Genomic DNA, 25,058 nt, shown 5'->3' on the forward strand with positions numbered 1-25,058 from the left:
CATGCGCATCGCCGTGATCGGATCGGGCATTGCCGGGCTGGCCAGCGCATGGTGGCTGAGCCAGCGGCATGAGGTAACGCTGTTCGAAGCCAATGACTACCTCGGTGGCCACACCCACACGCACACCGTGACGGTGGACGGCCGCACGCAGGCGGTGGACACCGGCTTCATCGTGTTCAATCCGCACCACTACCCGCTGCTGACCGCGCTGTTCAACGAACTGGACGTGGCCTCGCAGCCCACCACCATGAGCTTCTCGGTGCATAGCGAGCGCAGCGGGCTGGAGTACAACGCCACCTCCCTGGACACGCTGTTCTGCCAGCGCCGCAACCTGCTCTCGCCACGCTTCTGGGGCATGCTGGCTGACCTGCGGCGCTTCTATCGCGAGGCACCCGCGCTGCTGCACAGCGGCGAGGAAGGGCCATCGCTGGGCGAGTACCTCAAGCAGGGTCGCTACGGCGACACCTTCATCCAGGAACATCTGCTGCCGATGGCGTCTGCCTTGTGGTCGTCGCCGGTTGCCGCACTGGCAGACTTCCCGGCGCGCTACCTGGTGCAGTTCATGGCCAATCACCAGATGCTGCAGGTTACCGGCCGACCCGAGTGGCGGGTGGTGCAGGGCGGCTCAGCGCGCTACGTGGAGGCGATGCGGCGGCGCTGGCGGGTACGTGAGCGGCTGGAATGCCGCGTGCTCGGGGTGGAGCGGCAGGAGCAGGGGGTGCGCGTGCTTACTGCTGATGGGCTGGAAGGCTTCGACCAGATGGTGCTGGCCTGCCACAGCGACCAGGCGCTGGCACTGCTGTCCGATGCCGATGCCACCGAACGCAGCGTGCTGGGTGCGATGCGCTATCAGCCCAATGAGGTGGTGCTGCATACCGATGCAAGCCTGCTGCCGCGCAATCGCAAGGCCTGGGCGGCCTGGAACGCACACGTGCCGCGCGATCCAATGGCGCCGTGCACCGTCAGCTACTTCATGAACCTGCTGCAGGGCATCGATACGCCCACGCCGCTGGTGGTGACCCTCAACCGCAGCGAGGCCATCGCGCCGGACAAGGTGCTGCGCAGGATGCAGTACGCCCACCCCGTGCACGACCACGCGATGGTCCGCGCACAGGGGCGCTGGGCAGAACTGCAGGGGCGCCGTCGTACCTGGTTTGCCGGCGCCTACTGGGGCTGGGGCTTCCATGAAGATGGCATCCGCAGCGCGCGCCGGGTGGTGGAGGCGCTGCAGTCGCTGGATGCAGAAGCCTACTGGCCCCTGTCGCAGGGCATGCCGGCATGAGCGCGAGCGCGATCTATCGCGGCAGGATGCGGCATCGGCGCCATGCGCCGCAGGCGCACGCGTTCGAGTATCCCATCGCGCAGCTGCTGATCGATCTGGACGAGCTGGACCATGTGTTCAAGGGGCGCTGGTTCTGGTCGGTGGAACGGCGCAACCTGGCCGAGTTCCGCCGCAGCGATTATCTGGGTGATCCGGACCAGCCGCTGGCCGACGCGGTTCGCGATCGCATCTCCCAGGCACTGGGCCACGCGCCACCGGGGCCGGTGCGCATGCTCGCACACCTGCGCCACGCCGGACACATCTTCAATCCGGTCACCTTTTACTACTGTTACGCGGCCGATGGCGCCACGCTGGACTGCATCGTGGCCGAGATCACCAACACGCCGTGGCAGGAGCGCCACGCCTACGTGCTGCCGGTCGCGCAGGCCGATGCGCACGGTCGCGCGCTGGCGTGGACCTTCGACAAGCAGTTCCACGTTTCCCCCTTCATGCCCATGGACTGCGAATACCGCTGGCGCTTCACCGCGCCGGGCGATGACCTGCACGTGCACATGCAGGTGTGGCGTAACGGTGAGCGCCAGTTCGATGCCGACCTGGCGCTGCGGCGCCATCCCGTTACCGGCCCTGGCCTGGCCCGTGTGCTGCTGCGCCACCCGCTGATGACAGTGCAGGTTGTGGCCGCCATCCACTGGCAGGCGCTGCGGCTGTGGCTCAAGCGCACGCCCGTCTACGACCATCCTTCCATTGCTGGAAAGCACCCATGAACGACATGACCCGACCGCTTGCCCTGCCCGAGCCCAGCACGCTGGAAGCGTTCCTGCGCCGCCGTCTGCTGGCCCAGCTTGCTCCCCTGCAGGGCGGGCGGCTGCAGCTGCGTGATGCGCTGGGCGATGTCACGCTGGGTGATGCCGACGCACCCCTACAGGTCACGGTATGGGTGGACAACCCGGCGTTCTACCGGGCGGTCGGCGCGCAGGGCAGCGTCGGCGCCGGCGAAGCCTACATCCGCGGCGACTGGCGCTGCGACAACCTGGTGGCGCTGGTACAGTTGCTGGTGCGCAACCGCGCGCTGCTGGACGGCATGGAGCGCGGCCCGGCACGGCTGGGGGGATGGCTGCTGCAGGGCTGGAACTGGCTGCGTCGCAACACCCGTGAGGGCAGCCGCCGCAACATCGCCGCGCACTATGACCTGGGAAACGCCTTTTTCTCGCTGTTCCTGTCCCGCGACCTGATGTATTCGTCGGCGCTGTATGCCGAGCCGGGCGACACCCTTGAGGTGGCATCGCAGCGCAAGCTGGCGCGGATCTGCACGCAGCTGCAACTCAAGGCCGGCGACCGGGTGGTGGAGATCGGCTCCGGCTGGGGAGGCTTTGCGGTATATGCCGCGCTCCACCATGGTTGCCATGTCACCACCACCACCATCTCCAGGGAGCAGTACGCGCTGGCTACCGAGCGGGTGGCCAGCGCGGGGCTGCAGGACAAGGTAACGGTGCTGCTGAAGGACTACCGTGACATGGAGGGCCAGTACGACAAGCTGGTTTCCATCGAGATGATCGAGGCCATCGGCGCGCAATACCTGGACACGTACTTCGCCACGCTCACACGACTGCTCAAGCCCGATGGGCTGGCGCTGCTGCAGGCCATCACCATCGAAGACGAACGCTACGAGCAGGCACGGCGCAGTGTGGATTACATCAAGCGCTTCGTGTTTCCCGGCAGCTTCATTCCCTCGCTGCACGCGATCATGGCGGCCAAGACCCGCAGCAGCGACCTGCAGCTGATCGGTCAGTACGATTTCGGCCAGTCCTATGCGCTGACCCTGCGTGCCTGGCGCAGACGCTTTCTTTCGCAGCTGCCGGCGGTGCGCACGCAGGGTTTCGATGAGCGTTTCATCCGCTTGTGGGAGTTCTACCTGGCCTACTGCGAGGGGGGCTTCCTGGAACGCTCCATCGGCGTATCGCACCTGCTGCTGGCGCGGCCCGGGTATCGTCCCGCCCCCATCAAGGGCACCCACTGAGATGCGTCACTTCTGGACCAATGTCATCGGCAACCAGCTTGTCTGGTTGTGCGCGGTGGTCGGCGCAGGGCAGGGGCTGCGCTGGCCGGCGCTGCTGGCCGCCGCGGTTTACGTAGCCAGCCAGTTCGCGATGTCCGCTCAGCCCGGTGTGGAGGTGAGGCTGCTTGGCGTGGGCGTGCTGTGCGGGCTGGCCGTGGATGGCATCGCCGGGGCCACCGGCCAGGTCGTTTATGCCGCAGCGTGGCCCAGCGCGTGGCTGGCGCCGGCGTGGATCCTCGCGCTGTGGGCGGCCTTCGCGATGACGCTGACCGTCTCGCTGAAGGTATTGCAGCGGCGCCTCTGGCTGGCAGCGGCGCTCGGGCTTGTCGCGCCGCTGGCCTATCTCTCCGCCGCGCGTGGCTGGTCGGCGGTGGCCTTCCCCGCGCCGTCCTGGCAGGGCGTGGCTGTGCTTGCCCTGGGATGGGCTGTCGCGCTGCCCCTGCTCGCCACCTGCGCGCGGCACTGGCAGCGCGGCGCGGGGCCAGCCGGTACGAACACCAAAGGAGTTCCCGCATGATGAACCTGGGCTGGGTCTGGCTGTATGCCGCACTGATGATGTGCTGGGGCTGGTGGTGGCAACGCCGCCACCAGAACATCGGCGTGGTGGATGTGCTCTGGGCAAAGGGCGTGGGCGCCTCGGCGCTGCTGCTGGCGTGGCTGGGTGATGGCGCCATCGCGCCGCGCATCGCGCTGGCGGTGCTGGGCGGGCTGTGGGGATCACGGCTGGCACTGCATCTGTGGAAACGCGTGCGCAGCGAAGACGAAGATGGCCGATACCAGCACCTGCGCAGGCACTGGAACGGCCACCAGGGCAAGATCTTCGGGTTCTTCCAGTTCCAGGCGTTGCTGATCGTGCTGTTCGCACTGCCGTTCGTGGCGGTGTCGCAGAGCGCGGCACTGCCGGTTGGCTGGATCATCGCTGCCACTGCGATGTGGCTGCTCAGCGTGGGCGGTGAATCGCTGGCCGACCGCCAGCTGGCGCGCTTCCGCGCCGACCCGGCCAACAAGGGCAAGACCTGCCGCAGCGGTCTGTGGCGCTACTCGCGCCATCCCAACTACTTCTTCGAATGGCTGCACTGGTTCACCTATGTGCTGCTGGCCGTGCACTCGCCGTTGTGGTGGCTGGCCTGGTCCGGGCCATTGGTGATGTACGTGTTCCTGCGCTGGGTGAGTGGCATCCCGTTCACCGAGGCCCAGGCCCTGCGCACCCGTGGTGACGACTACCGCGAGTACCAGCGCAGCACGCCGATGCTGTTTCCGTGGTTTCCCTCCCGCACTGCCCCGCCCCGCAAGGAGTCTTCACCGTGAATGTCGCCCGAGAATCGCTGCCGCTGCCCGACTACGCGTCCGGGCTGACCGGCCTGGCCGAGCGCGGCCTGCTGCCCGATGCGCTGTTGCGGCTGGGCATCCGCCGCCAGTGCGAGGCGCGTCTGCGTGAGGAGAGCGCAGGTACCGTGGAAGAGCAGGCGCAGAGGTTTGCCGCGCGCATCGTGACGCTGTCACGCAGCCCGCTGGCCCTGCACGTGGACGCGGCCAACCGCCAGCACTACGAAGTGCCGGCCGCCTTCTTCCAGGATTGCCTGGGTGCGCGGCTCAAATACAGCAGCTGCTACTACCCCACCGGTAATGAAACCCTCGATCAGGCCGAAGAGGCGATGCTGGCCCTTTACGGAGAACGCGCCGAACTGGCCGATGGCCAGGAGATCCTTGAACTGGGCTGCGGCTGGGGCTCGCTGACGCTGTGGATGGCTGAGCGCTATCCGGCCGCGCGCATCACCGCCGTGTCCAACTCCAACAGCCAGCGCGAGTACATCCTGGGCCAGTGCCGCGCACGTGGCCTGACCAACGTGACAGTGCTGACCCGCGATGTGAACACGCTGATCCTGGACCCGGGCAGTTTCGACCGCTGTGTGTCGGTGGAGATGTTTGAACACGTACGCAACTACGCCCGGCTGCTGCAGCGCATCCACCAGTGGCTGCGCCCGGGCGGCAAGCTGTTCGTACACATCTTCGTGCACCGCACCCTGATGTACCCGTTCGAGACCGAAGGCGATGACAACTGGATGGGGCGGCACTTCTTCACCGGGGGGCTGATGCCCGCCGCCGACACCCTGCTGCACTTCCCCCAGTACATGCAGCTGCAGCAGCGCTGGCTGCTGGATGGCACCCACTACGAACGCACCGCCAATCATTGGCTGGCGCGCCAGGACCAGAACCGCGACGCGGTGATGGCCGTGCTGCGCCAGGGCTACGGCGACGCCGCCGCCGCGTTGTGGTTCCAGCGGTGGCGGATGTTCTGGATGGCCTGCGCCGAGCTGTTCGGTTACCAGAAGGGCCAGCAATGGATGGTGGCCCACTACCTGTTCGACCGCGCCTGACCCCTTTTGAGGAGAACGCCATGAAGCTGCGCCCACTTCTTCCCCTGTTCGCCGCCGGCATGCTGCTGGGTGGCTGTAGCGGCAACACCCGTCCCATTCCCCCCGTCGCGCACGTGGACGTACCGCGCTTCATGGGCGACTGGTATGTAATCGCCCACATTCCCAGCCGCCCCGAACGTGAAGCTTTTGACGCGGTTGAATCCTACGCGCTGCGGCCTGACGGCCGTATCCAGACCACCTTCACCTACCGCAAGGGCAGCTTCGATGCGCCGGTCAAGACCATGCACCCGATCGGCACGGTCAAGGAAGGTACCAACGGTGCAGAGTGGGGCATGCAGTTCGTCTGGCCGATCAAGGCCGAATACGTGATCGTCTACCTGGACGAGGACTACCAGCAGACCATCGTCGGCCGCAGCAAGCGCGACTACATGTGGCTGATGGCACGCACGCCACAGATCTCCGAGCAGGACTACCAGGCGGCCATGACCCGGATTGCCGCCCTGGGCTATGACCTGTCGCAGGTGCGGCGGGTGCCCCAGTCGGCCGCCACGAACCGTCCGAAACCGTAACTGCGGCGCGGTTCTCAGGCTCTGAGAAGGCCTTGGGCGATACTGCAACCCAAGGCGGAAACAGGGCGGGGACATGGCGGACAAGTACTGCGATCTGGTCATGAAGGGCGGCATCACCAGCGGCATCGTGTATCCCAACGCGGTGCTGTCGCTGGCCCGCGAATACCGCTTCAAGAACATCGGCGGAACCTCGGCCGGGGCCATTGCCGCCGCCGTGGCTGCCGCTGCGGCGCTGGGCGACCGCCGTTGCCGGGCCGGTGAAGCGATGGGTCCACAGGCCGGCTTTGCCGGGCTGGCCGACGTTTCGGCCCAGCTCTCGCGGCGCGGCTTCATCTACAGCCTGTTCCAGCCCGCCTACGGCGCGCGCACTGCCTATCGCCTGCTGGTGATGCTCACCGGCAAGGCGGGCCTGCCGCGCAAGATCCTGTGCCTGCTGGCAGCCGTGTTTGCGATCGCGCCGTTGGAACTGCTGGCCGCGCTGATCGGGTTGCTCGGCATCGGCTGGCTGGCGGCGGGGGTGGACGGCATGTGGGCCACGCTGCTGCCGTCGCTGCTGTGCGCATATGGGGCCGGGGTATTGGCCTCGGCACTGCGGGTAGCGCGGGTGGCACGGCGCAATCTGCTCGGACTCTGCTCCGGCGCGACCCAGGCCGGCGCCGACCATCCTGCGCTGACCGACTGGCTGCACACTCATCTGCAGGCGTTGTCGGGCAAGCCGCTCGACCAGCCACTGACTTTCGCCGATCTGCACAACGCGCCGCGCTACAGCGGTGAGCCCGCTGGCGCGCACGCGGTCAGCCTGCAGATGATCACCACCTGCGTCTCCCACACCGAGCCACGCACGCTGCCGTTCAGTGCCTCGCAGTTCTGGTTCCGGCGCGATCAGTTCGAACAGCTGTTCCCGGCCAGCGTGGTGGCGTGGCTGCTGGCCCGCGCGGGCGCGCCGCAGCATGTGGACGGCGTGGACTACTACCGCCTGCCCGAAGGCGAGCAGTTGCCGGTGCTGGTGGCCACACGCATGAGCCTGAGTTTTCCGCTGCTGATCAGCGCGGTGCCGCTGCACGAGCCGGCCCGGCGCGAACGCCGTTGCGAACCGATGGCCGATGCGGTGCCTGCGCAGGGTGATCGCAACGTCGCCGACAGCACCGAGGGCTTGACCAGTGGCGGCCACGGCACCGGTCCGGCGATCGCCGCGTTCCGGGTGTGCTGGTTCTCCGATGGCGGCATCAGCAGCAACTTCCCCATCCATCTGTTCGACGCCGCGCTGCCGCGCTGGCCCACCTTCGGCATCAACCTGGTCTATCCGCAGCAGGCCGAGCCAGTGCCGGCGTCGCCGGATTCACCCGATGCGATCAACGCGGCCGTGTTCCTGCCTACGGAAAACCGACATGGCTGGCAACGCAGCTATCAGTCCATCGCGCGACCGCTGGCGGCGGCGGAGATGTCCGGCTTCCTTTTCTCCATCGTCTCCACCATGCAGAACTGGCGCGATGTGCTGCAGGCACGCGCGCCGGGCTACCGCGACCGCATCGTGCACGTGACGCTGCAGGGCGACGAAGGCGGCATGAACCTGGACATGCCGCAGGCGGTGCTCAGCCGGGTTGCGGCCAAGGGCAGCGTGGCGGGCGAGCGCTTCTGCGATTTCTCGTTCGCCAATCACTATTGGATCCGCTGGCGGAATCTGGCGTCGGCGTATCAGCGCTACTCGCTCGAGGTGGCGCGCACCGATGATCCGGCGCAGCGCGTGAGCGCCTGGCAGGACGCCTACGAATCGGTGGCGCTGGGGGCACCACCGCCGCCCTCCTACCGGTTCAGTTCGGAGGAAAAGCGCCGCGAATCGCAACAGCTGTGGCGCTTGATGGTCGAGCAGGGCCAGACCTGGGAGGACCTCGGCCCAGATCTCACCGACGGCGCTCCGCGCCCGCTGCCGCAGATGAAGGTGACGCCCAGTTATTGACCGCGCCGCCACACGACCAACGGTCGTACGCTGCCCCGCCTTGGCACGACCAACGGTCGTGCCCTACCGGCGTACGTGCAACCGGGAACGACCGTAGCGGTCGCCGGTGTGCATGCAACCCCGGAACGTTAACCCCGGTAGGTACCGACCGTTGGTCGGTACGCTCTCACCACGCACGTACGCCAACCCCTACGCGCGCCCCGGCAACTGCGCGAACGCGCGCTGCATGCAGTCCTCGCGCGGGCAGACCCGGCAGCCCGGGCCGATGGATACCGAGTTGCCCGGGCTCTGGATATCCAGCCCGCGCGAGTAGATCAGCCGCTCGGCATGCTGCAGATCGCAGCCCAGCGCGACCGCGAAGGTCTTGCGCGGCTGCCCGTGCCCGATTGGACCGCTGCTGACCTGGCGCGCCAGCCAGAAGTGGCGGCGCCCGTCGGGCATGCGCGCGGTCTGGGTCAGTACCCGTCCGGGCTGGTTGAAGGCCTCGTACACGATCCAAAGCGGGCACGAGCCCCCCACCTGCGAAAAGTGGAAATCGGTGGCCGAGTGCCGCTTGGAGACGTTGCCGGCGCGGTCTACCCGGATGAAGAAGAACGGCAGCCCCGGCGCACTGCGCCGCGCCAGCGTGCTCAGCCGGTGGCAGACCGCTTCAAACCCCACCCCGAAGCGATGCGCCAGGGCGTCGATGTCGTAAGCGCTCTGTTCGGCCGCACGCAGGAACTGCGCATACGGCATCACCAGCGCGCCGGCGAAGTAGTTGGACATGCCGATCCGCGCCTGCGCGATCTGCTCTGGTTCGCCGAAGCCCGCGCGTGCGATCACCGCATCGATCTGCGCCGCATATCCGAGCAGGGCCAGCTCGGCCGCCATCTGGAAGGCCTGCTGGCCCGGTTCCAGGTAATCGGGCAGCCACAGCGTGCGGCTGCCGCCGTCGTACACGCGCTTCTCGCGCCCGGCCTGCAGCGGCGCCACTTCCACCAGCACCCCGTGGCGGTCGGCCAGCAACTGGCGCAGGCGCGGCGCCACGTGCCCGGCGACCAGCCCCCATTCGCTGAACAGCTGCTCGGCCAGGTCGTCCAGCTCGGGAATGTGGTTGTGCATGCGGTTGAAGAAATCCCGCACCTGGTCGCCGGCCGGCAGCGAATGCCCGGCCTGCGGGTCGCCCAGCTGGAACTCCAGCGCGGCGGCATGTTCGCGCAGCAGCAGGTGGCGGCGGTGCAGGTCGAGCAGGGCCCGGCTGATCTGCGGCAGGTTGCCGGCCATCGCACGCAGCTCGGCGCTGCTCACCTCGTCCAGGCCCAGGTCACGCAGGGTTTCGCCCAGCGCCTCCTGCAGGGCGCCGGGCTCATCCACGTCGAACAGGCCGCTGACGTCACCCAACACCTCGCGCAGCTTGGCCTGCACGGCGGGAGTCAGGGGACGCTTATTGCGCTCGATCTGGTTCAGGTAGCTGGCCGACAGGCCCAGCGCCCGCGCAAGGTCGGCCTGGCTGTAGCCGCGCTGCTCGCGCAGCCTGAGCAGGCGGAGGCCGATCTGACGGTGCGCGGGTGGAGTATTCACAGAATTAACAGAAATCGTAGCGGTCATTGGCCAGATTAAGCGTAGACAGCCCGGAAATCGAGTGCTCCGCTGTGAATAATGCCAATCACCTTTCGCATCCCGCCGGTATTGCCATGACTGTTGCAGCACCCCGTATCCGCATGTTGATTGATGGCCAGTTCGTTGAATCGGCCAGCTCGCACTGGCAGAACGTGGTCAACCCGGCCACCCAGGACGTCCTGGCCCAGGTGCCGTTCGCTACCTTGAGTGAAGTGGATGCTGCGGTGGCCTCGGCCAAGGAAGCCTTCAAGACCTGGCGCAAGACCCCGATCGGCACCCGCGCGCGCATCTTCCTGAAGTACCAGCAGCTGATCCGCGAGCACATGAGCGAGCTGGCCCATATCCTCAGCGCGGAGCAGGGCAAGACCCTGCCAGACGCCGAAGGCGATGTGTTCCGCGGCCTGGAAGTGGTCGAACATGCTGCAGCCATCGGCAACCTGCAGCTGGGTGAGCTGGCCAACAACGTGGCCAACGGCGTGGACACCTACACGCTGCTGCAGCCGCTGGGCGTGTGCGCCGGTATCACCCCGTTCAACTTCCCGGCGATGATTCCGCTGTGGATGTTCCCGATGGCGATTGCAACGGGCAACACCTTCATCCTCAAGCCGTCCGAACAGGACCCGATGGTCACCATGCGCCTGGTGGAACTGGCGCTGGAAGCGGGCATCCCCAAGGGCGTGCTCAACGTCGTGCATGGCGGCGAAGAGGTGGTGAACGCGATCTGCGACCACCCGGACATCAAGGCCGTCTCGTTCGTGGGCTCCACCCGCGTCGGTACCCACGTGTACAACCGCGCCTCGCTGGCCGGCAAGCGCGTGCAGTGCATGATGGGCGCCAAGAACCACGCCGTGGTGCTGCCGGACGCCAACAAGGAACAGAGCCTCAACGCCATGGTCGGCGCCGCCTTCGGCGCGGCCGGGCAGCGCTGCATGGCCGCCTCCACGCTGGTGCTGGTCGGTGAAGCGCGCGAGTGGGTGCCGGACCTGGTCGCCAAGGCCAGGACGCTCAAAGTGAGCGCCGGCAGCGTGGCCGGTACCGACGTGGGCCCGGTGATTTCCTGCGCCGCCCGCGAGCGCGTGGAAAGCCTGATCGCCTCGGGCGTGGAGCAGGGCGCCAAGCTGGTGCTCGATGGCCGCAACCCGCAGGTGGACGGCTTCGAGAAGGGCAACTTCGTGGGCCCGACCATCTTCGATGGCGTCACCCCGGGCATGCGCATCTACGACGAAGAAATCTTCGGGCCGGTGCTGGTCATCCTGGGAGCGGAAACGCTGGATGACGCCATTGAGCTGATCAACCGCAACCCCAACGGCAACGGCACCGCGCTGTTCACCCAGTCCGGTGCGGCGGCACGCCGTTTCCAGGAAGAAATCGACGTCGGCCAGGTTGGCATCAACGTGCCGATCCCGGTGCCGGTGCCGCTGTTCTCGTTCACCGGTTCGCGCGCGTCCAAGCTCGGCGACCTGGGCCCGTATGGCAAGCAGGTGGTGATGTTCTACACCCAGACCAAGACCATCACCGCGCGCTGGTTCGACGACGAGACCCTGGGTCACGGCGTCAACACCACGATCAGCCTGAAGTAACCGCCTTCACGGCACGGAGTGTTCATGAGCAACTCGATGACGACGGAACTCGAAGAAGCGCAGCAGGCCTACAGAGAAGCCGCGCGTGATTTCGCCCAGGCCGAACTGGCGCCGCACGCCGCGCGATGGGATGCGGAGGGCATCTTTCCGCGCGAGGCGATCGCCAAGGCAGGGGAACTCGGGTTCTGTGGCCTGTACATGGATCCTGAAGTCGGTGGCAGCGGGCTGAGCCGCCTGGACGCCGCCGTCGTCATCGAGGAGCTCGCCAATGTGGACCCGTCCACGGCGGCCTATATCAGCATCCACAACATGGCCTCGTGGATGGTCAGCAGCTGGGGCCAGGAAGCGCTGCGCGCCGAGTGGGGCCAGGCGCTGTCGTCGGGCACCAAGCTGGCCTCGTACTGCCTGACCGAGCCGGGGGCCGGTTCGGATGCGGCGTCGCTGAAGACCACTGCCGTGCGTGAGGGCGACCATTACGTGCTCAACGGCTCCAAGGCCTTCATCTCCGGCGCCGGGGCCACCGAGCTGCTGGTGGTGATGGCGCGTACCGGCGGCCCCGGTGCCAGCGGCATCAGCGCGCTGGCCGTGCCGGCCGACCTGGCCGGCATCAGCTACGGCCGCAAGGAAGAGAAGATGGGCTGGAACAGCCAGCCCACCCGTGGCATCACCTTCGAGAACGTGCGCGTGCCGGTGGCCAACCTGCTGGGCGACGAGGGCAGTGGCTTCAAGCTGGCCATGAAGGGCCTGGACGGCGGCCGCATCAACATTGCCGCCTGCTCGCTGGGCGCCGCCCAGGGCGCACTGGACGCCGCACGCCGCTACATGGGCGAGCGCCGCCAGTTCGGCAAGCCGCTGGCCGATTTCCAGGCGCTGCAGTTCAAGCTGGCCGACATGGTCACCCAGCTGGTCGCCGCACGGCAGATGGTGCACACCGCCGCGCGCAAGCTCGACGCCGGTGCCAGCGATGCCAACGTGTGGTGCGCGATGGCCAAGCGCTTCGCCACCGACGCCGGTTTCCAGGTCTGCAACGAAGCGCTGCAGATCCACGGCGGTTATGGCTACATCCGCGAATACCCGATTGAACGCCTGCTGCGCGACAGCCGCGTGCACCAGATCCTGGAGGGCACCAACGAGATCATGCGTGTGATCGTCGCCCGCCACCTGCTCAACACCGATGAGGAACTGCGATGATGGATTGGCGCACGCATGAACACGCTGGCCTGAAGGTCGACGCCGATGGCCATGTCGCCGTAGTCACGCTGGACAACCCGCCGGCGCATACCTGGACCGTGCACAGCCTGTCGGCGCTGCGCGATCTGGTCGGCGCGCTCAACGCGGACAAGGGCATCTACGCACTGGTGATCACCGGTGGCGGCGAGAAGTTCTTCTCCGCCGGTGCCGACCTGAAGCAGTTCGCCTCCGGCGACAAGGCCGCTGCCCGCGAAGCCGCGCGTCGTTTCGGTGAAGCCTTTGAAGCGCTGTCCGGCTTCCGTGGCGTGTCGATTGCCGCCATCAACGGTTACGCCATGGGCGGCGGGCTGGAATGCGCGCTGGCCTGCGACCTGCGCATCATCGAAGAACACGCCCAGGTTGCGCTGCCGGAGGCCACCGTGGGCCTGCTGCCGTGCGCCGGCGGGACCCAGAACCTGCCGCGCCTGGTCGGCGAAGGCTGGGCCAAGCGGATGATCCTGCTCGGTGAACGCATCGATGCCGACACCGCCGTGCGCATCGGCCTGGCCGAAGAAAAGGTCGGCAAGGGCGAAGCCAAGGCGCTGGCCATCGAGTGGGCGCAGAAGGCCGGCAAGCAGAGCCCGTCCAGCATCGCCGCCTGCAAGACCCTGGTGCAGGCCACCCGCACCGGCACCCACGGCGCTGCCCTGGTGGCCGAGCGCGAGGCCTTCGTCGACCTGTTCGACCGCGCCGACCAGGCCGAGGGCGTGAACGCCTTCCTCGAAAAGCGTGCGCCGCAGTGGAAGAACGCATGAGCACGGCGGACGCGACCCAGGAGACACCGGTTCTGTTTGAGGAGCGGGAAGCCGCCAACGGCACCCGCATCGGCATTGCCACGCTCAATGCACCGCGCACCCTCAACGGCTTCTCGCTGCCGATGGCGCACCTGCTGCACGAGCGCCTGAGCGCATGGGCCGCCGACGACGGCATCGCGCTGGTGGTGCTGCAGGGCGCGGGCGAGAAGGCGTTCTGCGCCGGTGGCGACCTGCACAGCCTGTACCAGAGCATGCGCGCCTACCGCGAGGCCGGCGCTGACGACGTGCGCGATAATCACTACGCCTCCGAGTTCTTCGACGTCGAATACCGCGTCGACTACGCCATCCATACCTACGCCAAGCCGATCCTGTGCTGGGGCCATGGCATCGTCATGGGCGGTGGCATCGGGCTGATGTCCGGTGCCAGCCACCGCGTGGTGAGCGAGCGCTCCAGGCTGGCGTTCCCGGAAATCACCGTGGGCCTGTTCCCCGACGTGGGTGGCAGCTGGCTGCTGCCGCGGGTGCCGGGCAAGGCGGGCCTGTTCCTGGCCCTGACCGGTGCGCCGCTCAATGCCGGCGATGCCATTTATGCCGGCATGGCCGATATCCATATCGCCGAGGCCCAGCGCGCCGATGTACTCAACGCGCTGGCCGACGTGCACTGGAGTGCGGACGCCAAGCGCAACCACGAACAGCTCAGCTCGCTGTTACAGCAGCACGCCAGCGATGCCGCCACCGGTCCGCTGCTGCGCAACGCCGCGCTGATCGACACGCTGTGCGAGGGTGGCGATGTGCCGGCCGTGGTGGACGCCATTGCCGCGTTGCAGACCGAAGACCCGTGGCTGCAGACCGCGCAGGCCACGCTGGCCGCCGGTGCCCCCGGTTCGGCACGGCTGGCGTGGGAGCTGCAGAAGCGCACCGCGGGTGCCTCGCTGGCCGACGTCTATCGCCTGGAATACATCGCTGCGCTGCATTGCGCCGCCCACGGCGATTTCGCCGAAGGTATCCGCGCGCTGCTGATCGACAAGGACCGCACCCCACGCTGGCAGCCACCGACGCTGGCTGAGGCCACGGTGGGCTGGGCCGACACCTTCTTCGCCTCGCCCTGGGACCCGGCCACGCATCCGCTGGCCGACCTCGGCGCCACTGTTCCTGAAAGGAGCCACGCATGAGCCGTATTGCATTCATCGGGTTGGGCAACATGGGCGGCCCGATGGCCGCCAACCTGGCCAAGGCCGGCCACGCCGTGCGCGTGTTCGACCTGGTGCCGGCCGCCGTGCAGGCCGCCGTCGACGCCGGTGCCACCGCTGCCAGCTCCGCGCTGGATACGCTGACCGATGCCGAAGTGGTCATCTCGATGCTGCCGGCCAGCCGCCACGTCGAAGGCGTGTACCTGGGCGACGACGGCCTGCTGGCCGACATCCCCGGCGGCGCGTTGGTGATCGACTGCAGCACGATCGCCCCGGCCACCGCACGCAAGGTTTCGGAAGCAGCCGCCGCACGCGGCCTGCAGATGCTCGATGCCCCGGTCTCCGGCGGCACCGCCGGTGCGCAGGCCGGCACCCTCACCTTCATCGTCGGCGGCGAAAGCGATGCGCTTGAACGTGCCCGCCCGCTGCTGCAGGCCATGGGCAAGAACATCTTCCACGTGGGTGCCAGTGGCGCCGGCCAGGTTGCCAAGCTGTGCAACAACATGGCGCTGGGCGTGATCATGGCCGTCACCGGCGAATCCATTGCCCTGGGCGTGGCCCACGGCCTGGACCCGAAGGTGTTGTCGCAGATGATGGCGGTCAGCACCGGCCGCAGCTGGGCCACCGAAGTATGCAACCCGTGGCCCGGCGTGCTGGAAAATGCGCCGGCTTCGCGCGGCTACAGCGGCGGTTTCGGCAGCGACCTGATGCTCAAGGACATGGGCCTGGCCGTGGAAGCGGCGATGAGCGTGGGCGCCTCGATCCCGCTGGGCGAACTGGCCCGCAACCTGTATTCGATGAACCACCAGGCAGGCCGCGGCAAGCTGGATTTCTCCAGCGTAGTTCAGCTGGTCACCCCGGAAAAATAACGTCTGCCTCAACTGGTGCCGGGCCGTGCCCCAACCGGTAGGTCACGACCGTTGGTCGTGACCGGAACAACGAACGCATCCCGTGAACGGGATCCACCGCGGTGGGATGGGCGGATGCATGGTCAACGCGACCGGCATCCGCCCATTTTTTTTTAGATCACCGTCAACGTCACATCGATGTTGCCGCGCGTGGCGTTCGAATACGGGCACACGATGTGCGCCTTCTGCACCAGCTCTTCCACCTGCTCACGCGGCAGGCCCGGCACGCTGATCTGCAGTTCCACTTCGATACCGAAGCCGGTCGGGATCTGGCCGATGCCCACGTTGCCGGTGATGCTGGTCTCGGCCGGCAGCGCGACCTTGGCCTGCCCAGCCACGTACTTCAGCGCGCCCAGGAAGCAGGCCGAATAGCCGGCAGCAAACAGCTGCTCCGGGTTGGTGCCCGGGCCGCCAGCGCCGCCCAGTTCGCGCGGGGTGGACAGCTGCACGTCCAGCACTTTGTCCGACGAGGTGGCGTGGCCTTCGCGGCCGCCGGTGGCGGTGGCGTGGGCGGTGTAGAGAACCTTTTCAATCGACATGGGAGAGCTCCTGGCTGTAAATGGGATGGACCGGTTGGTGAGGTGTACTGTGCGCCTTCCGGTTAGACGTGTGGCAACATAAGATCCAGAAAACTTGATCTGGAGTCCGAAATGGTCGACCGCCTGCAATCCCTGCTCGGCCGCTTTGCGGTCAATGCCGAAGTCTTCCACGCCGGCGCCCTGTGCGGCATCAATGACCTGACCGCCGACGGCGAGCGCGGGCAGCTGCACCTGATCCGCGAGGGCAACGTGCGGGTGGAGCACCCCGACGGCAGCGTGCTCGAAATCACCCAGCCGAGCGTGCTGGTCTACCCGCGCCCGCTGGCGCACCGCTTCGTGACGGACCCGGAGAAAGGTGCCGACTTCGCCTGCGCCCACCTGCAGTTCGAAGGCGGCGGCAGCAGCCCGGTCGCCGCTGCGCTGCCGCCGGTGATCTGCCTGCCGCTGCAGGAGCTCTACGGCGGCCAACCGATCCTCTCGGTGCTGTTCGAAGAAGCCTTCGCCCAGCGCTGCGGCCGCCAGGCGCTGCTGGATCGGCTGTTCGAAGTGGTGATGATCCAGATCCTGCGCGCGCTGATGGAAAGCGGCCAGCTGCGCGTGGGCCTGCTCGCCGGCATGGCCCACCCGCGCCTGCGCCACGCACTGGTGGCCATGCACGAAGAGCCCGCGCAGGAATGGACCCTCGAATCGCTTGCCCAGCGCGCCGGCATGTCACGCAGCGCCTTCGCCGACAGCTTCCGCGACACCATCGGCAGCACCCCCGGCCACTACCTGCAGGGATGGCGCACGCGCCTGGTGCAGCAGGCGCTGCGCAAGGGCCAACCGCTCAAGCGCATCGCGGTGGATGTCGGCTACGGCAGTGAAGCGGCGCTGTCGCGGGCCTTCAAATCACAGACCGGGCAATCGCCGCGGCAGTGGAAGCAGGGGCTGCAGGCCGCGTGACACCCTGATTCGTCAGATCGTCCATTCCCGATCGGTGGTGAACATGATCGTCAGCCAGCGGTCGGTCGATTCCTCGCCCAGCGCCTCACCGATTTCGTCGCGCAGCTGGTCCCATTCCACCAGCGGGCGCGGCGGATCGTTGGCAGGCACCACGAAGAACAGTTCGATCTGATCGCCACGCCCCACCTTGGCCACGTAGCTGCGGTGTTCAATGAAGCCGTGCTTGGCCACTATGCCGCGTGCTACCTCGTCAACATGCGCCTGCAGGTCCACTGGGGTGATCAGCAGGATGTCCGACAGCGCCTGCCGCACGGTCCCAAGTGGCGCGACCACGACGAACATGCACACCACCAGCAGAATCGCCGGATCAATGTAGGGCACCAGCCACGCCCATTGCGTTCCCCTCAGCAGCCAGCCGCCGACGAAGGCAACCAGATAGGCGGCCGACATGCTCGCGGCCACAACCCAGTTCTTCGCATCCAGCGCAATGAACTCCGAGCCGATCGAACGGTTGGCGCGGCGCACGAACAACGCCAGGCCGCTCTCGACGATGATGGAAATCGCCGCAAACACGATGGCAGGCCCCAATGCGATCTCGCGTCCACCCGACATCAATGCGTCCACCGCATTGACCGCCGCATACAACGCAGCGCCGATCATCAGCGTGCCGCTGACGCCCAGTACGATGGGTTCCAGGTGCCAGAAGCCCATCGTGAAGCGCTGGTTCAAGCGCGACTGCAGCGCATCCACATTGGTGGACATGCTGATCAACCGCACCACCAGCAGCGACAGCCAGGTCATCACCACATCGATCAGGCCATAGATGCCGTCGAAGATGATCAGTGAGGAGTTGGCGAACAGGCCGAACGCGACGGCAATTGCCGCGACGCCGAACGAGGCTGCGATTGACAGGCGCAGGACCCCTTGTTCGGTGGTGCTGTCGAAGCTGGAAGGGTGAAAAAGGCTCATGGTGAATTCGGTAAAATCCTAGCGGGATCCGTGACGGCCATTGGAGAGCCAAGGGCGACTTGGGCAGTAGATTGCCCTTCTTTGGTCACGCAATCCAAGGTGAACTTCAATGCTTCCATTCTTCAGGGGAATCTTCGTAGCTGCTTCGTGGGTGGCCGTCACCGCGATCCCGGTTTCGGTTCAAGCGGCATCGGAGATGCCTGAAAAAGTCCAGGCCGTGTCGTTCAAGGTATCGATAAACGGAAGGGAAGTGATGGCCCCCATCCTGGGGATGCCAACCGCTGGCCGTGCCGAAGTATCGATCGGCGCAAGTGAGAGGGATGGCTATACGCTCGGGGTAAACGTGATGAAAGCCGACCAGTCCACCGAGCTGCTTCCGTTGAAGCTACGGCTGGAGCTATGGAGAGGTACTTCGCACAACGGCAAGCTGATGCTTGACCGGGTAATGGAGGTGACAGCCCATGACCCGACCAGCGCAGCGCGTAGCGTTGAGGCCGTCTACGGGTGGGGAGGAGTCCGCGAGCACATCCAGATTGAGCTTGTCGCATTGGGCACCCGGCGTGCGGGCGATTGGCAAAACCCCTGATTCAAGAGAATGACCGGCCACCGGGCGAGGAATCAACCCGCCTCCGCCAGCACCCGAAGCGTCTCCTTGGGATTCTTCATGATGACGTGGAGCAGGGCACGTGCCGGACCCGTGGGGTCCCGCCGCCCCTGTTCCCAGTTTCGCAGCGTGCCAACGTCCACGTGGATGATGCGCGCGAACTTCTGCTGCGACAGCCCCGTAGCCCGGCGAATCTCGCGCACTTGCACGGGGCTGACATGGAGCTCGCGCGACGGTACCTGATTACCCTTCAGGATCTCATCGGCCTCAGCCACGCTTCCCATCAGTTCGGCAAAAAGGGTGTTGTCCATGGCTCACTTCCAGTTCTCAATGATGGATCGGAGTGCGATCTTCTGTTCTGCGGTCAGCGCGTCCTGAACATTCTTTGGGTACACCAGAAGCAGGATGATCCGGGACGAAGGGGCGATGTAGTAGTAGATGACCCTCGCACCGCCACGCTTCCCACGTCCTGGGATTGCCAAGCGAACCTTGCGCAGCCCACCGGTTCCCTCAATTACATCTCCCACCAGCGGCGACGCGGCCAACTCAAGCTGGAACCTGGCGTAGTCGTCGTCAGGCATCAGTCCTTTGATCGCGCGGGTAAAGGTGGGCGTTTCAATGAAGAGCATAACGCACAGTACGCCAATGGCGCACATACGTCATTGACGTATGTTCAGCTTTTGGATGTCGGGCGTGGCGTTCAGTCGATCGGTGTAAACTATTGATCGCGCTGGCAAACCCAGCACTTCCCAGCCTGATCCGACACCCATGACCCTGCGTGCCACCCCTGCAGACCGGTACGCCGCTTCCCTGCGCCTGTCCGTCGCCCCCATGATGGACTGGATTGACATCCTACTAGCACAAGGGTTTCGGGGTTAATGGCACACCAGTGGTACAGCCTGCGGCCGTGCCGCCCCCGTAGGGGCGGATCGGCTTAGCCACCCATCAGCTGGGCGGCATAAGGGGCGAGCGCGGTGAGCGCCTTGGCTAGCGTTCCCAAGGCGACGAGCGCTTTGACCAGTCCGAACGCCCAATTGGTTGATTCAGGTGGTCGCTGCGGCGCTGGGGGCGTGGACTGGAAGGTCAGGGCGGCGTGGTGGCTGTTGTCGACGTAAACGTTGTTCGTGATGTGGGTGCCGCCGAATTGGATGCGCATGTCTTTTTTCCTCTTGTTATGGACTGCACATCTATTTAGGGAATCGGAAACCTGACGAGCCGTAGCCGGCCACCGAAACCATAAGGGCCACCCATGGGGCGGCCCTCGTCGTTTCCTAGGCCGCGCGAGCCTTTCGCTGCGCATCCCACCAATTGGCAACGTCGCGCGTGTCATACACGTCGCCGACACGTGGTGGAAGCAATCCGGCCGTGTGCTTGTTGGCCATCGTCTTGAGCTTCGCGGTTGGGAAATAGGTCACTCGCGTCGGCTAGGTATCCCTTAGTTCTCAAAGTTCCAGAGCGAAAGCTCATGAACTTCCCTTTTGCGCCTCGTCCAGTCCGTCCGCTCTGCCATTTCAGTTAGCGCTTGAATGACGCTCTCGCGTGAAACCTGGGTGGTTGGTTTTCCCCTTAGGCTGACAGACGGAGAGTAGGCCGCCCCCCATCGCCTCGGATCTGTTGGCCCGAATATTCCGACGTTCGGAATCCCGCTAAAGTCCGCTACGTGCAGAAAATAAGAGTCAATTCCGAGGAACAGATCGCTTCGTGCTACGAGATCCGTTGCTGTGTCCAGGTCAACGCCGTCGCAGGAGAATACGGTCTCAGCGGGCATCTCCACGTCTAGGTGCGTGTCTACTGGGTCGACGACGATCACAGTGAACTCAGGATGCAAAGCAAGGAAGGCTTTGATGACGGCTCTGAAGCTCTCGATCGGCCACCTCTTGGCGTCATGAGTCCATGTGTGAACGCACAATATTTTTCTTTTCTTTGGAATCTTGCTGAGAATGTAGTTAGCGCAAGAACGACCGCCGGGAGATGCAGGTTGGACAGAGATGAAGGTATCCACGCAAATATCTTCATCGAAGGCGCTAGCCATAGAGAATATTTCTGAAGCCATATCTCGCCTGAGGGGTGGCCGGCTCGCCAAAATCCCGAATTCGCTACCCAGCGTGATGAAAGGCTTGGGTGCGATTGCGCGTTTCATAGTGTCTAACAGGGGCGAGTGCCACGGATTCAGTGAAATAACAGAATCAAATTCGCGCTGATACGCCAGCACGGCAGATATCTCGAAATCGTGCGCCCCGTTAGCACCATCGAAAAACGCAACGGGACATACGCACCGGAACTCTGCGTCCGGATAGAAGCGCTCTGCGGAGTACGGAGGACCCATGAATCCAAGTCGACCTTTGAATGACTTGGCGAGTGCCAAAATCGTGGGCCGCGTGAGAAGGTGATCGCCCAAGGCATTCGCGAAAAAGACGACCGGCCTTTCAAAGGCGCTGCAGTCCAGGCGGCCACCAAGAAGGCCGCCTGGTACTGCCGGAGTCCGATTCAAGCAAGCTCACCAGGGCAGGTGGTAACCATAGTCGAGGTACTCTTGGTTTGTATCCACCCATACGCTTGGCTGCCTGGGTGAGTCTCCATGTACTTTTCGGTCACCTGATACACATAGGTGTAGCCACCATTCTGTCCGCACCATTGACTTACTCTTATCGATCCAGGCTGCGGAGGCGCGTCATAAGCCCGTGCCCCCACTTTTGAGCCGCCTTCCACAACGGGATACGACAGCTGCTCGATAAGTCCATAAATCCCGGGGCGCTCAATTGCCTCCAAGTACTGAATGCCAGCTGCACTTGTTTCGGGTGAATCCGACGCAGCCATTCTTCTGAAGCTTGCACTTAGTCGTGAGACGAATGCGGTTTTATCCACATCTTTTGAGACCTGCATCACAGTAACTGATGTCTGTCCATTTGGTGAAACAGCAACTGCCACCTGCGGAGCCGATGCAAGAGCCGTTGCTGCAATCAGTATTGAGTTCCCAATCATCTTAATTTTCATTTGGACGTCCTGTTGTCTGTAATCGGAACTGCACGGCGGACGCTAGGCCGGCTTCCATTGCTTGTCAAGCGTTCTTCTGCTCAAGAGGATCGGCCTAGCTAAAGTAGAGACTCCGATCACATTGCCGCGGTCGAAAGCGACACTTAGGGTGTTAGGTAGTCTCGTTTCCCATTCCGCTCATCTACCCCCGTCAGGCCGGTCGCACTCCTTTAGTTGGGGCGACTGGGCATAGGTCCTATTCGTTCGCGGTCATGCCTTGAACTGCGCCTCCATATGCCGGCGCGCGCACTCGTCTCCCCGCCACGCCTGCGGTCTTCGGACCCCTCTTTTTCTGCAGGCCTGCGATAGCCCGTCCGGGGCCGCCGCAGCTGCTGCTCACGGCGTTTTCCGTATAGGCCTCGGCCCTGCGGATCCCTGCGACGAGCAGCTCCACCGTGGCGGTTCTAGCGCGCTTCCAGCGAGGGGCGGCAGCGCTCGAATTTCTTGGAGTCCCACCGGAACCAGGTAACGGGGTAATTCGAGTCCAGAAAACACCCCTCATCCCTAGTGGCACAAAGGATTCAGTAGGTTACCTCCGAGGTGATCTGAGGTAATTTCCTACGGCAATGGAAGTAATATCATTGATTTTAAAGAAATTCTTTCAGATCGATGTTACTTGCCGGAAAGGTAATCGGGTTACCTAGACGTTACCCTAAAATTACCTTTTATGAATCTATACAAGATATTGATTCTATTGAACAATATGGAGGCTTCGGCAGGGTGATTACCTAAGTTACCTGTTTCCGATGGCCGTCCAAAAAATCCGCCATCAGGGGCCAAAAGTGCTCAAGGCCTCACTGCTTCCCGCTGTGCACGTACGAGCTGATGGTCAGGCGGCCGGCTGCAGCAGCTGGTCGGTGTTGTTCCGGGGCGTGTTGACGGCCCGGCTTACCCGGTAGGCTTCCATCGACGGCCGCTCGCTGGCCAGGAGCATGGCCATCGCGTCATCGGCATCGGCCTTCAGCCAAGCCTCGGCCTGGCCAGGTGACAGCCACACTGGCATTCGGTCGTGGATATCGGCCGACACGCCGCTGCTGTCGCCGGTGATCACGGTAAAGGTGCCAAGGTTTCCTTCGGGCAGAAGCTTGCTGGCGTCCTCCCAGAGGCCGGCCGCCCATAGCGGCGTTGCGGCGTGGCTGAACCAAGGATCCTTCTTTCCGCCCTGGGCGCTGACCGACCACTCGTAGTAGCCGGCCATGGTGATCAAGCACCGGCGCGCCTTGAGCGCGCTTCGGAACGCCGGCTTGGTGGCCACCGTCTCGATTCGGGCATTGATGGTCGACCCCTGCAGCCCCTTGGCGTTGGCCCAGAACGGCAGCAGTCCCGAAGACAGTCGCTGGAGCTGCAGCCCGTCACCTCGATCAAGGATGACCGCCGCGCGTTGCGTTGGCGCCAGGTTGTAGCTGGCAGGAAGGGACAGCAGCTCGCCGACCAGCTGGGGGAAACCCAAGCCGGCGGCGTCGCGGATCGGGGTCTGGACGAATCTACCGCACATAGTCCGGCTTCCTGACATGCGAGCTAGCTGAGCTGTGGTGACCCTCCGCCCATCGGCGTGAGGAAGGAGTGGGCTGCCACTTTGCGGCCAGCCACACGCGGGGCCACAATCGGTATCCCTCAATTGACCGGCGCCGTCATGCTGATCCCGATCTACTCCTTTGCCGAGCCAGACATCGACCTTTTGATGGAGGCCTTGACGGAACACGGAATCGTGATCGCAGACGTGATGAGGACTCAGGCCGGCCCGATTGGGGAAACCCTCAGTCGTGCAATTTTGGGCGCTTCCCCCCCGGAGGACAGCCCGCACGTACTGCACCTTAGCTGTCCGGTGGAGCCGCAAATCGAACACGGATGGGTCGACTTTTACATGTACTCGCTCGTCTATGACGGCACTCCAGGGGAAGCCACTAAGCTGGTCGAAGCGGCTGTGCGCCAGTGGGGCGAGGAGGGTAAACCGGAAACTTTTTTAGCCAGCGTCGGCACACTGCAAATGCCCGAAGCAGGAGGTTGGCATTTCAGGTTCGGCCGTTGGGAGCTTCTGTGGCGCGAACGGGCAATCGCCATCGTCGTAGAGCAACCCAACCACACGGCCTTTATGACGCTGAATGCATTGAAGATGTTGCAGGTAAAGCACGTGACTGCAGCCAACGTCGACCAAGCTAAGCGGTTTGCGGAGCGATGGTGTGCTGCCCGGTTGATCCGAAATCAGCCTATCAGGGAAGCTGTCGCGATGATCCGTGGCGCCTCGCGGGATGAAGCTGGCTGCTAGAGGTGCGCCCAGGCGTTAGATCGGTAGTGATCAACTCCTACCGCGTTGTATGCGCCCGCCCATGCAATTTTTCCATCGCGGCGGTAGAGATGGCTGTCAGGCAGTTGTCTAAATACCCCATCCGTGATCCTAATTGGGTACGCGTGGTCCAGGCCCTTAAAGCTGTTCAACTTTGCAGCGTAGTTTGCGGGGGCGCCGACCCACACAAGGTCTGAGTCACCACGAACGCCGGCTTTACAGACCAGTACCTCGCCCGTATCTATCCCTACCGTAAATTTCAACTGTTCGTGAGTGGCTCCGTAGTATTGACTGAAAGTTTTGTTGACGACGGTTTCCATCGCGCGCACGAGCTGAAACGCGGTCTGAACTGCGTTCTGCTCCTTTCCAATACCGAGAAAGACACCCATAACGCGGTCGCCGTCATAGGCTTCGATAATTCCGCCATTGTGGATGATCAGCCGCGACGCACAGTGGAGAAATGCTTTGTAGTACTCCGCAGCCCGAGACGGAATGTTTCGTCCCACAATGCCAGTTGAGTCGCTCAGATCAGCGTACAAGATGCAGGCTCTCAGTGACTTGCCTGCATTGGCCAGCGGAAGCGCCGTCAGATCAGGAACGACTCGCCCGGGAGTAATGTCCCAGGCCGAGGATGCAATTTTTTCCACCCTGCTCAGCAGGTCATCGCTCAGGCTCATGACGCCCTCGCAAAAGTTGCAACGCCGCCCAGCCATACCGCCAATGCAACTAAGCCCCAGACTATGGAAATCTTCGCATACTTATGTTTGCATCGCGCGATGACTGCATTGATGTAAATCTGATTCATCAGATCATCCTTTACCTGATCGATCGTTGTCGCCTTGCAGCGCTCTTTAAACTTGTCGAGGTCCACCCCAGAAATTTCACCGAAGAAGAGCAACGACGACCGTTTTGCTTCGTCGCGTGGGAAAAACACCGCGACGGCGAAGCAGAGAGCAGGAAGCATGGCGGCTGCTGCGATGCCAAACAGCCATTTCGCCTGGACTGGCGGATTCGCTGAATCAAGCAGTGTCGCGGCAATCGCGGCAAGAGCCATGTACGCGCCAATCATCCCGCCTGCTTTGACGTCAGCGGCACTGATCCAATGCAGCTGGCGTTCCATCACCCAGCGCAGGTGGGTGAGCGCACTTTCGTCTTCCATGATTTTCCCCTATCCAGAAAGCGT

At 64.5% G+C, this 25,058-nt stretch carries 27 protein-coding genes; 16 read left to right on the forward strand and 11 right to left on the reverse strand.

The window, feature by feature from the left end; genetic code table 11:
- The first annotated feature begins 1 nt into the window (after position 1).
- The 8 genes from ACTJI4_RS13840 to ACTJI4_RS13875 all read left to right on the forward strand — a co-directional run bounded on the left by ACTJI4_RS13840 (position 2) and on the right by ACTJI4_RS13875 (position 8,242).
- Entirely contained in the window at positions 2–1,282 is a 1,281-nt protein-coding gene (locus ACTJI4_RS13840) for an NAD(P)/FAD-dependent oxidoreductase (RefSeq protein WP_440869661.1), read from the forward strand.
- Positions 1,279–2,046: a DUF1365 domain-containing protein gene (locus ACTJI4_RS13845; protein WP_392924564.1), complete on the forward strand. Its 768-nt coding sequence runs from the start codon at positions 1,279–1,281 to the stop codon at positions 2,044–2,046. The genes ACTJI4_RS13840 and ACTJI4_RS13845 overlap by 4 nt, the downstream gene beginning before the upstream one ends.
- Entirely contained in the window at positions 2,043–3,299 is a 1,257-nt protein-coding gene (locus ACTJI4_RS13850; protein WP_440869662.1) for a class I SAM-dependent methyltransferase, read from the forward strand. Before ACTJI4_RS13845 ends, ACTJI4_RS13850 begins: the two co-directional genes overlap by 4 nt.
- Before the next feature lies 1 nt (position 3,300).
- Positions 3,301–3,855 carry a DUF2878 domain-containing protein gene (locus ACTJI4_RS13855; RefSeq protein WP_440869663.1) on the forward strand — a complete coding sequence of 185 codons (555 nt, stop codon included), beginning with the start codon at positions 3,301–3,303 and terminating at the stop codon, positions 3,853–3,855.
- On the forward strand, positions 3,852–4,646 hold the full coding sequence (locus ACTJI4_RS13860) for a DUF1295 domain-containing protein (RefSeq protein WP_392924555.1): 795 nt from the start codon (positions 3,852–3,854) through the stop codon (positions 4,644–4,646). The genes ACTJI4_RS13855 and ACTJI4_RS13860 overlap by 4 nt, the downstream gene beginning before the upstream one ends.
- Positions 4,643–5,716 carry an SAM-dependent methyltransferase gene (locus ACTJI4_RS13865; protein WP_392924552.1) on the forward strand — a complete coding sequence of 358 codons (1,074 nt, stop codon included), beginning with the start codon at positions 4,643–4,645 and terminating at the stop codon, positions 5,714–5,716. The genes ACTJI4_RS13860 and ACTJI4_RS13865 overlap by 4 nt, the downstream gene beginning before the upstream one ends.
- 59 nt (positions 5,717–5,775) lie before the next feature.
- Positions 5,776–6,285 carry a lipocalin family protein gene (locus ACTJI4_RS13870; RefSeq protein WP_392924686.1) on the forward strand — a complete coding sequence of 170 codons (510 nt, stop codon included), beginning with the start codon at positions 5,776–5,778 and terminating at the stop codon, positions 6,283–6,285.
- A gap of 73 nt (positions 6,286–6,358) precedes the next feature.
- Positions 6,359–8,242: an RpoH suppressor gene (locus ACTJI4_RS13875; protein ID WP_440869664.1), complete on the forward strand. Its 1,884-nt coding sequence runs from the start codon at positions 6,359–6,361 to the stop codon at positions 8,240–8,242.
- A 189-nt stretch (positions 8,243–8,431) separates the two neighbouring features.
- On the opposite strand, the gene ACTJI4_RS13880 is transcribed toward ACTJI4_RS13875, so the two are convergent.
- Positions 8,432–9,802, reverse strand: a complete 1,371-nt coding sequence (locus ACTJI4_RS13880) for a helix-turn-helix domain-containing protein (RefSeq protein ID WP_440869665.1) — start codon at positions 9,800–9,802, stop codon at positions 8,432–8,434.
- 113 nt (positions 9,803–9,915) lie between these two features.
- Here ACTJI4_RS13880 and ACTJI4_RS13885 point away from each other — a divergent pair, with 113 nt between their 5' ends.
- From ACTJI4_RS13885 to mmsB, 5 genes are read left to right on the forward strand one after another with little or no spacing between them, the layout of a single operon-like run.
- Positions 9,916–11,421, forward strand: a complete 1,506-nt coding sequence (locus ACTJI4_RS13885; protein WP_440869666.1) for a CoA-acylating methylmalonate-semialdehyde dehydrogenase — start codon at positions 9,916–9,918, stop codon at positions 11,419–11,421.
- A 36-nt stretch (positions 11,422–11,457) separates the two neighbouring features.
- Positions 11,458–12,612 (forward strand): acyl-CoA dehydrogenase family protein, encoded by a 1,155-nt coding sequence (locus tag ACTJI4_RS13890; protein WP_440869667.1) that lies wholly within the window; start codon positions 11,458–11,460, stop codon positions 12,610–12,612.
- On the forward strand, positions 12,609–13,406 hold the full coding sequence (locus ACTJI4_RS13895; protein WP_392924536.1) for an enoyl-CoA hydratase: 798 nt from the start codon (positions 12,609–12,611) through the stop codon (positions 13,404–13,406). The genes ACTJI4_RS13890 and ACTJI4_RS13895 overlap by 4 nt, the downstream gene beginning before the upstream one ends.
- Positions 13,403–14,578, forward strand: a complete 1,176-nt coding sequence (locus ACTJI4_RS13900) for an enoyl-CoA hydratase/isomerase family protein (RefSeq protein WP_440869668.1) — start codon at positions 13,403–13,405, stop codon at positions 14,576–14,578. Before ACTJI4_RS13895 ends, ACTJI4_RS13900 begins: the two co-directional genes overlap by 4 nt.
- The gene (gene mmsB, locus ACTJI4_RS13905) at positions 14,575–15,465 is read left to right on the forward strand and encodes a 3-hydroxyisobutyrate dehydrogenase (RefSeq protein ID WP_217537595.1); all 891 of its coding nucleotides are present in this window, start codon (positions 14,575–14,577) and stop codon (positions 15,463–15,465) included. Before ACTJI4_RS13900 ends, mmsB begins: the two co-directional genes overlap by 4 nt.
- A gap of 152 nt (positions 15,466–15,617) precedes the next feature.
- Here the strand turns inward: mmsB and ACTJI4_RS13910 are convergent, their stop codons facing one another.
- Complete coding sequence (locus ACTJI4_RS13910; RefSeq protein ID WP_440869669.1) at positions 15,618–16,043, reverse strand: organic hydroperoxide resistance protein; 426 nt, start codon at positions 16,041–16,043, stop codon at positions 15,618–15,620.
- A 111-nt stretch (positions 16,044–16,154) separates the two neighbouring features.
- Here ACTJI4_RS13910 and ACTJI4_RS13915 point away from each other — a divergent pair, with 111 nt between their 5' ends.
- A complete protein-coding gene (locus ACTJI4_RS13915) occupies positions 16,155–16,985 on the forward strand; it encodes a cupin domain-containing protein (RefSeq protein ID WP_440869670.1) in 831 nt (276 codons plus the stop codon).
- A gap of 12 nt (positions 16,986–16,997) precedes the next feature.
- Here the strand turns inward: ACTJI4_RS13915 and ACTJI4_RS13920 are convergent, their stop codons facing one another.
- Positions 16,998–17,954: a cation diffusion facilitator family transporter gene (locus ACTJI4_RS13920; RefSeq protein WP_440869671.1), complete on the reverse strand. Its 957-nt coding sequence runs from the start codon at positions 17,952–17,954 to the stop codon at positions 16,998–17,000.
- 109 nt (positions 17,955–18,063) lie between these two features.
- On the opposite strand from ACTJI4_RS13920, the gene ACTJI4_RS13925 reads away from it, so the two are divergent.
- Positions 18,064–18,540: a hypothetical protein gene (locus ACTJI4_RS13925; RefSeq protein ID WP_440869672.1), complete on the forward strand. Its 477-nt coding sequence runs from the start codon at positions 18,064–18,066 to the stop codon at positions 18,538–18,540.
- Positions 18,541–18,572: 32 nt separating this feature from the next.
- Here ACTJI4_RS13925 and ACTJI4_RS13930 read toward each other — a convergent pair whose 3' ends face one another.
- From ACTJI4_RS13930 to ACTJI4_RS13955, 6 genes are all read right to left on the reverse strand, one after another.
- Entirely contained in the window at positions 18,573–18,869 is a 297-nt protein-coding gene (locus ACTJI4_RS13930) for a helix-turn-helix domain-containing protein (protein WP_068848524.1), read from the reverse strand.
- 3 nt (positions 18,870–18,872) lie between these two features.
- A complete protein-coding gene (locus ACTJI4_RS13935) occupies positions 18,873–19,187 on the reverse strand; it encodes a type II toxin-antitoxin system RelE/ParE family toxin (RefSeq protein WP_440869673.1) in 315 nt (104 codons plus the stop codon).
- A 305-nt stretch (positions 19,188–19,492) separates the two neighbouring features.
- Positions 19,493–19,714: a hypothetical protein gene (locus ACTJI4_RS13940; protein WP_440869674.1), complete on the reverse strand. Its 222-nt coding sequence runs from the start codon at positions 19,712–19,714 to the stop codon at positions 19,493–19,495.
- A gap of 279 nt (positions 19,715–19,993) precedes the next feature.
- Positions 19,994–21,049, reverse strand: coding sequence for a glycosyltransferase family 9 protein (locus ACTJI4_RS13945; RefSeq protein ID WP_440869675.1), 1,056 nt, complete (start codon positions 21,047–21,049; stop codon positions 19,994–19,996).
- Positions 21,046–21,552: a hypothetical protein gene (locus tag ACTJI4_RS13950; protein ID WP_440869676.1), complete on the reverse strand. Its 507-nt coding sequence runs from the start codon at positions 21,550–21,552 to the stop codon at positions 21,046–21,048. Before ACTJI4_RS13950 ends, ACTJI4_RS13945 begins: the two co-directional genes overlap by 4 nt.
- Before the next feature lie 868 nt (positions 21,553–22,420).
- Complete coding sequence (locus ACTJI4_RS13955) at positions 22,421–23,086, reverse strand: SOS response-associated peptidase (RefSeq protein WP_440869677.1); 666 nt, start codon at positions 23,084–23,086, stop codon at positions 22,421–22,423.
- Between the two features lie 138 nt (positions 23,087–23,224).
- Here ACTJI4_RS13955 and ACTJI4_RS13960 point away from each other — a divergent pair, with 138 nt between their 5' ends.
- Positions 23,225–23,857, forward strand: a complete 633-nt coding sequence (locus tag ACTJI4_RS13960) for a hypothetical protein (protein WP_440869678.1) — start codon at positions 23,225–23,227, stop codon at positions 23,855–23,857.
- Here the strand turns inward: ACTJI4_RS13960 and ACTJI4_RS13965 are convergent.
- Entirely contained in the window at positions 23,854–24,552 is a 699-nt protein-coding gene (locus ACTJI4_RS13965) for an adenylate/guanylate cyclase domain-containing protein (protein WP_440869679.1), read from the reverse strand. The genes ACTJI4_RS13960 and ACTJI4_RS13965 overlap by 4 nt on opposite strands.
- Complete coding sequence (locus tag ACTJI4_RS13970) at positions 24,549–25,034, reverse strand: Pycsar system effector family protein (RefSeq protein WP_440869680.1); 486 nt, start codon at positions 25,032–25,034, stop codon at positions 24,549–24,551. Before ACTJI4_RS13970 ends, ACTJI4_RS13965 begins: the two co-directional genes overlap by 4 nt.
- Between the last annotated feature and the right edge of the window lie 24 nt (positions 25,035–25,058).

Source organism: Stenotrophomonas sp. 22385, from assembly GCF_052045085.1.
GTDB lineage: Bacteria > Pseudomonadota > Gammaproteobacteria > Xanthomonadales > Xanthomonadaceae > Stenotrophomonas.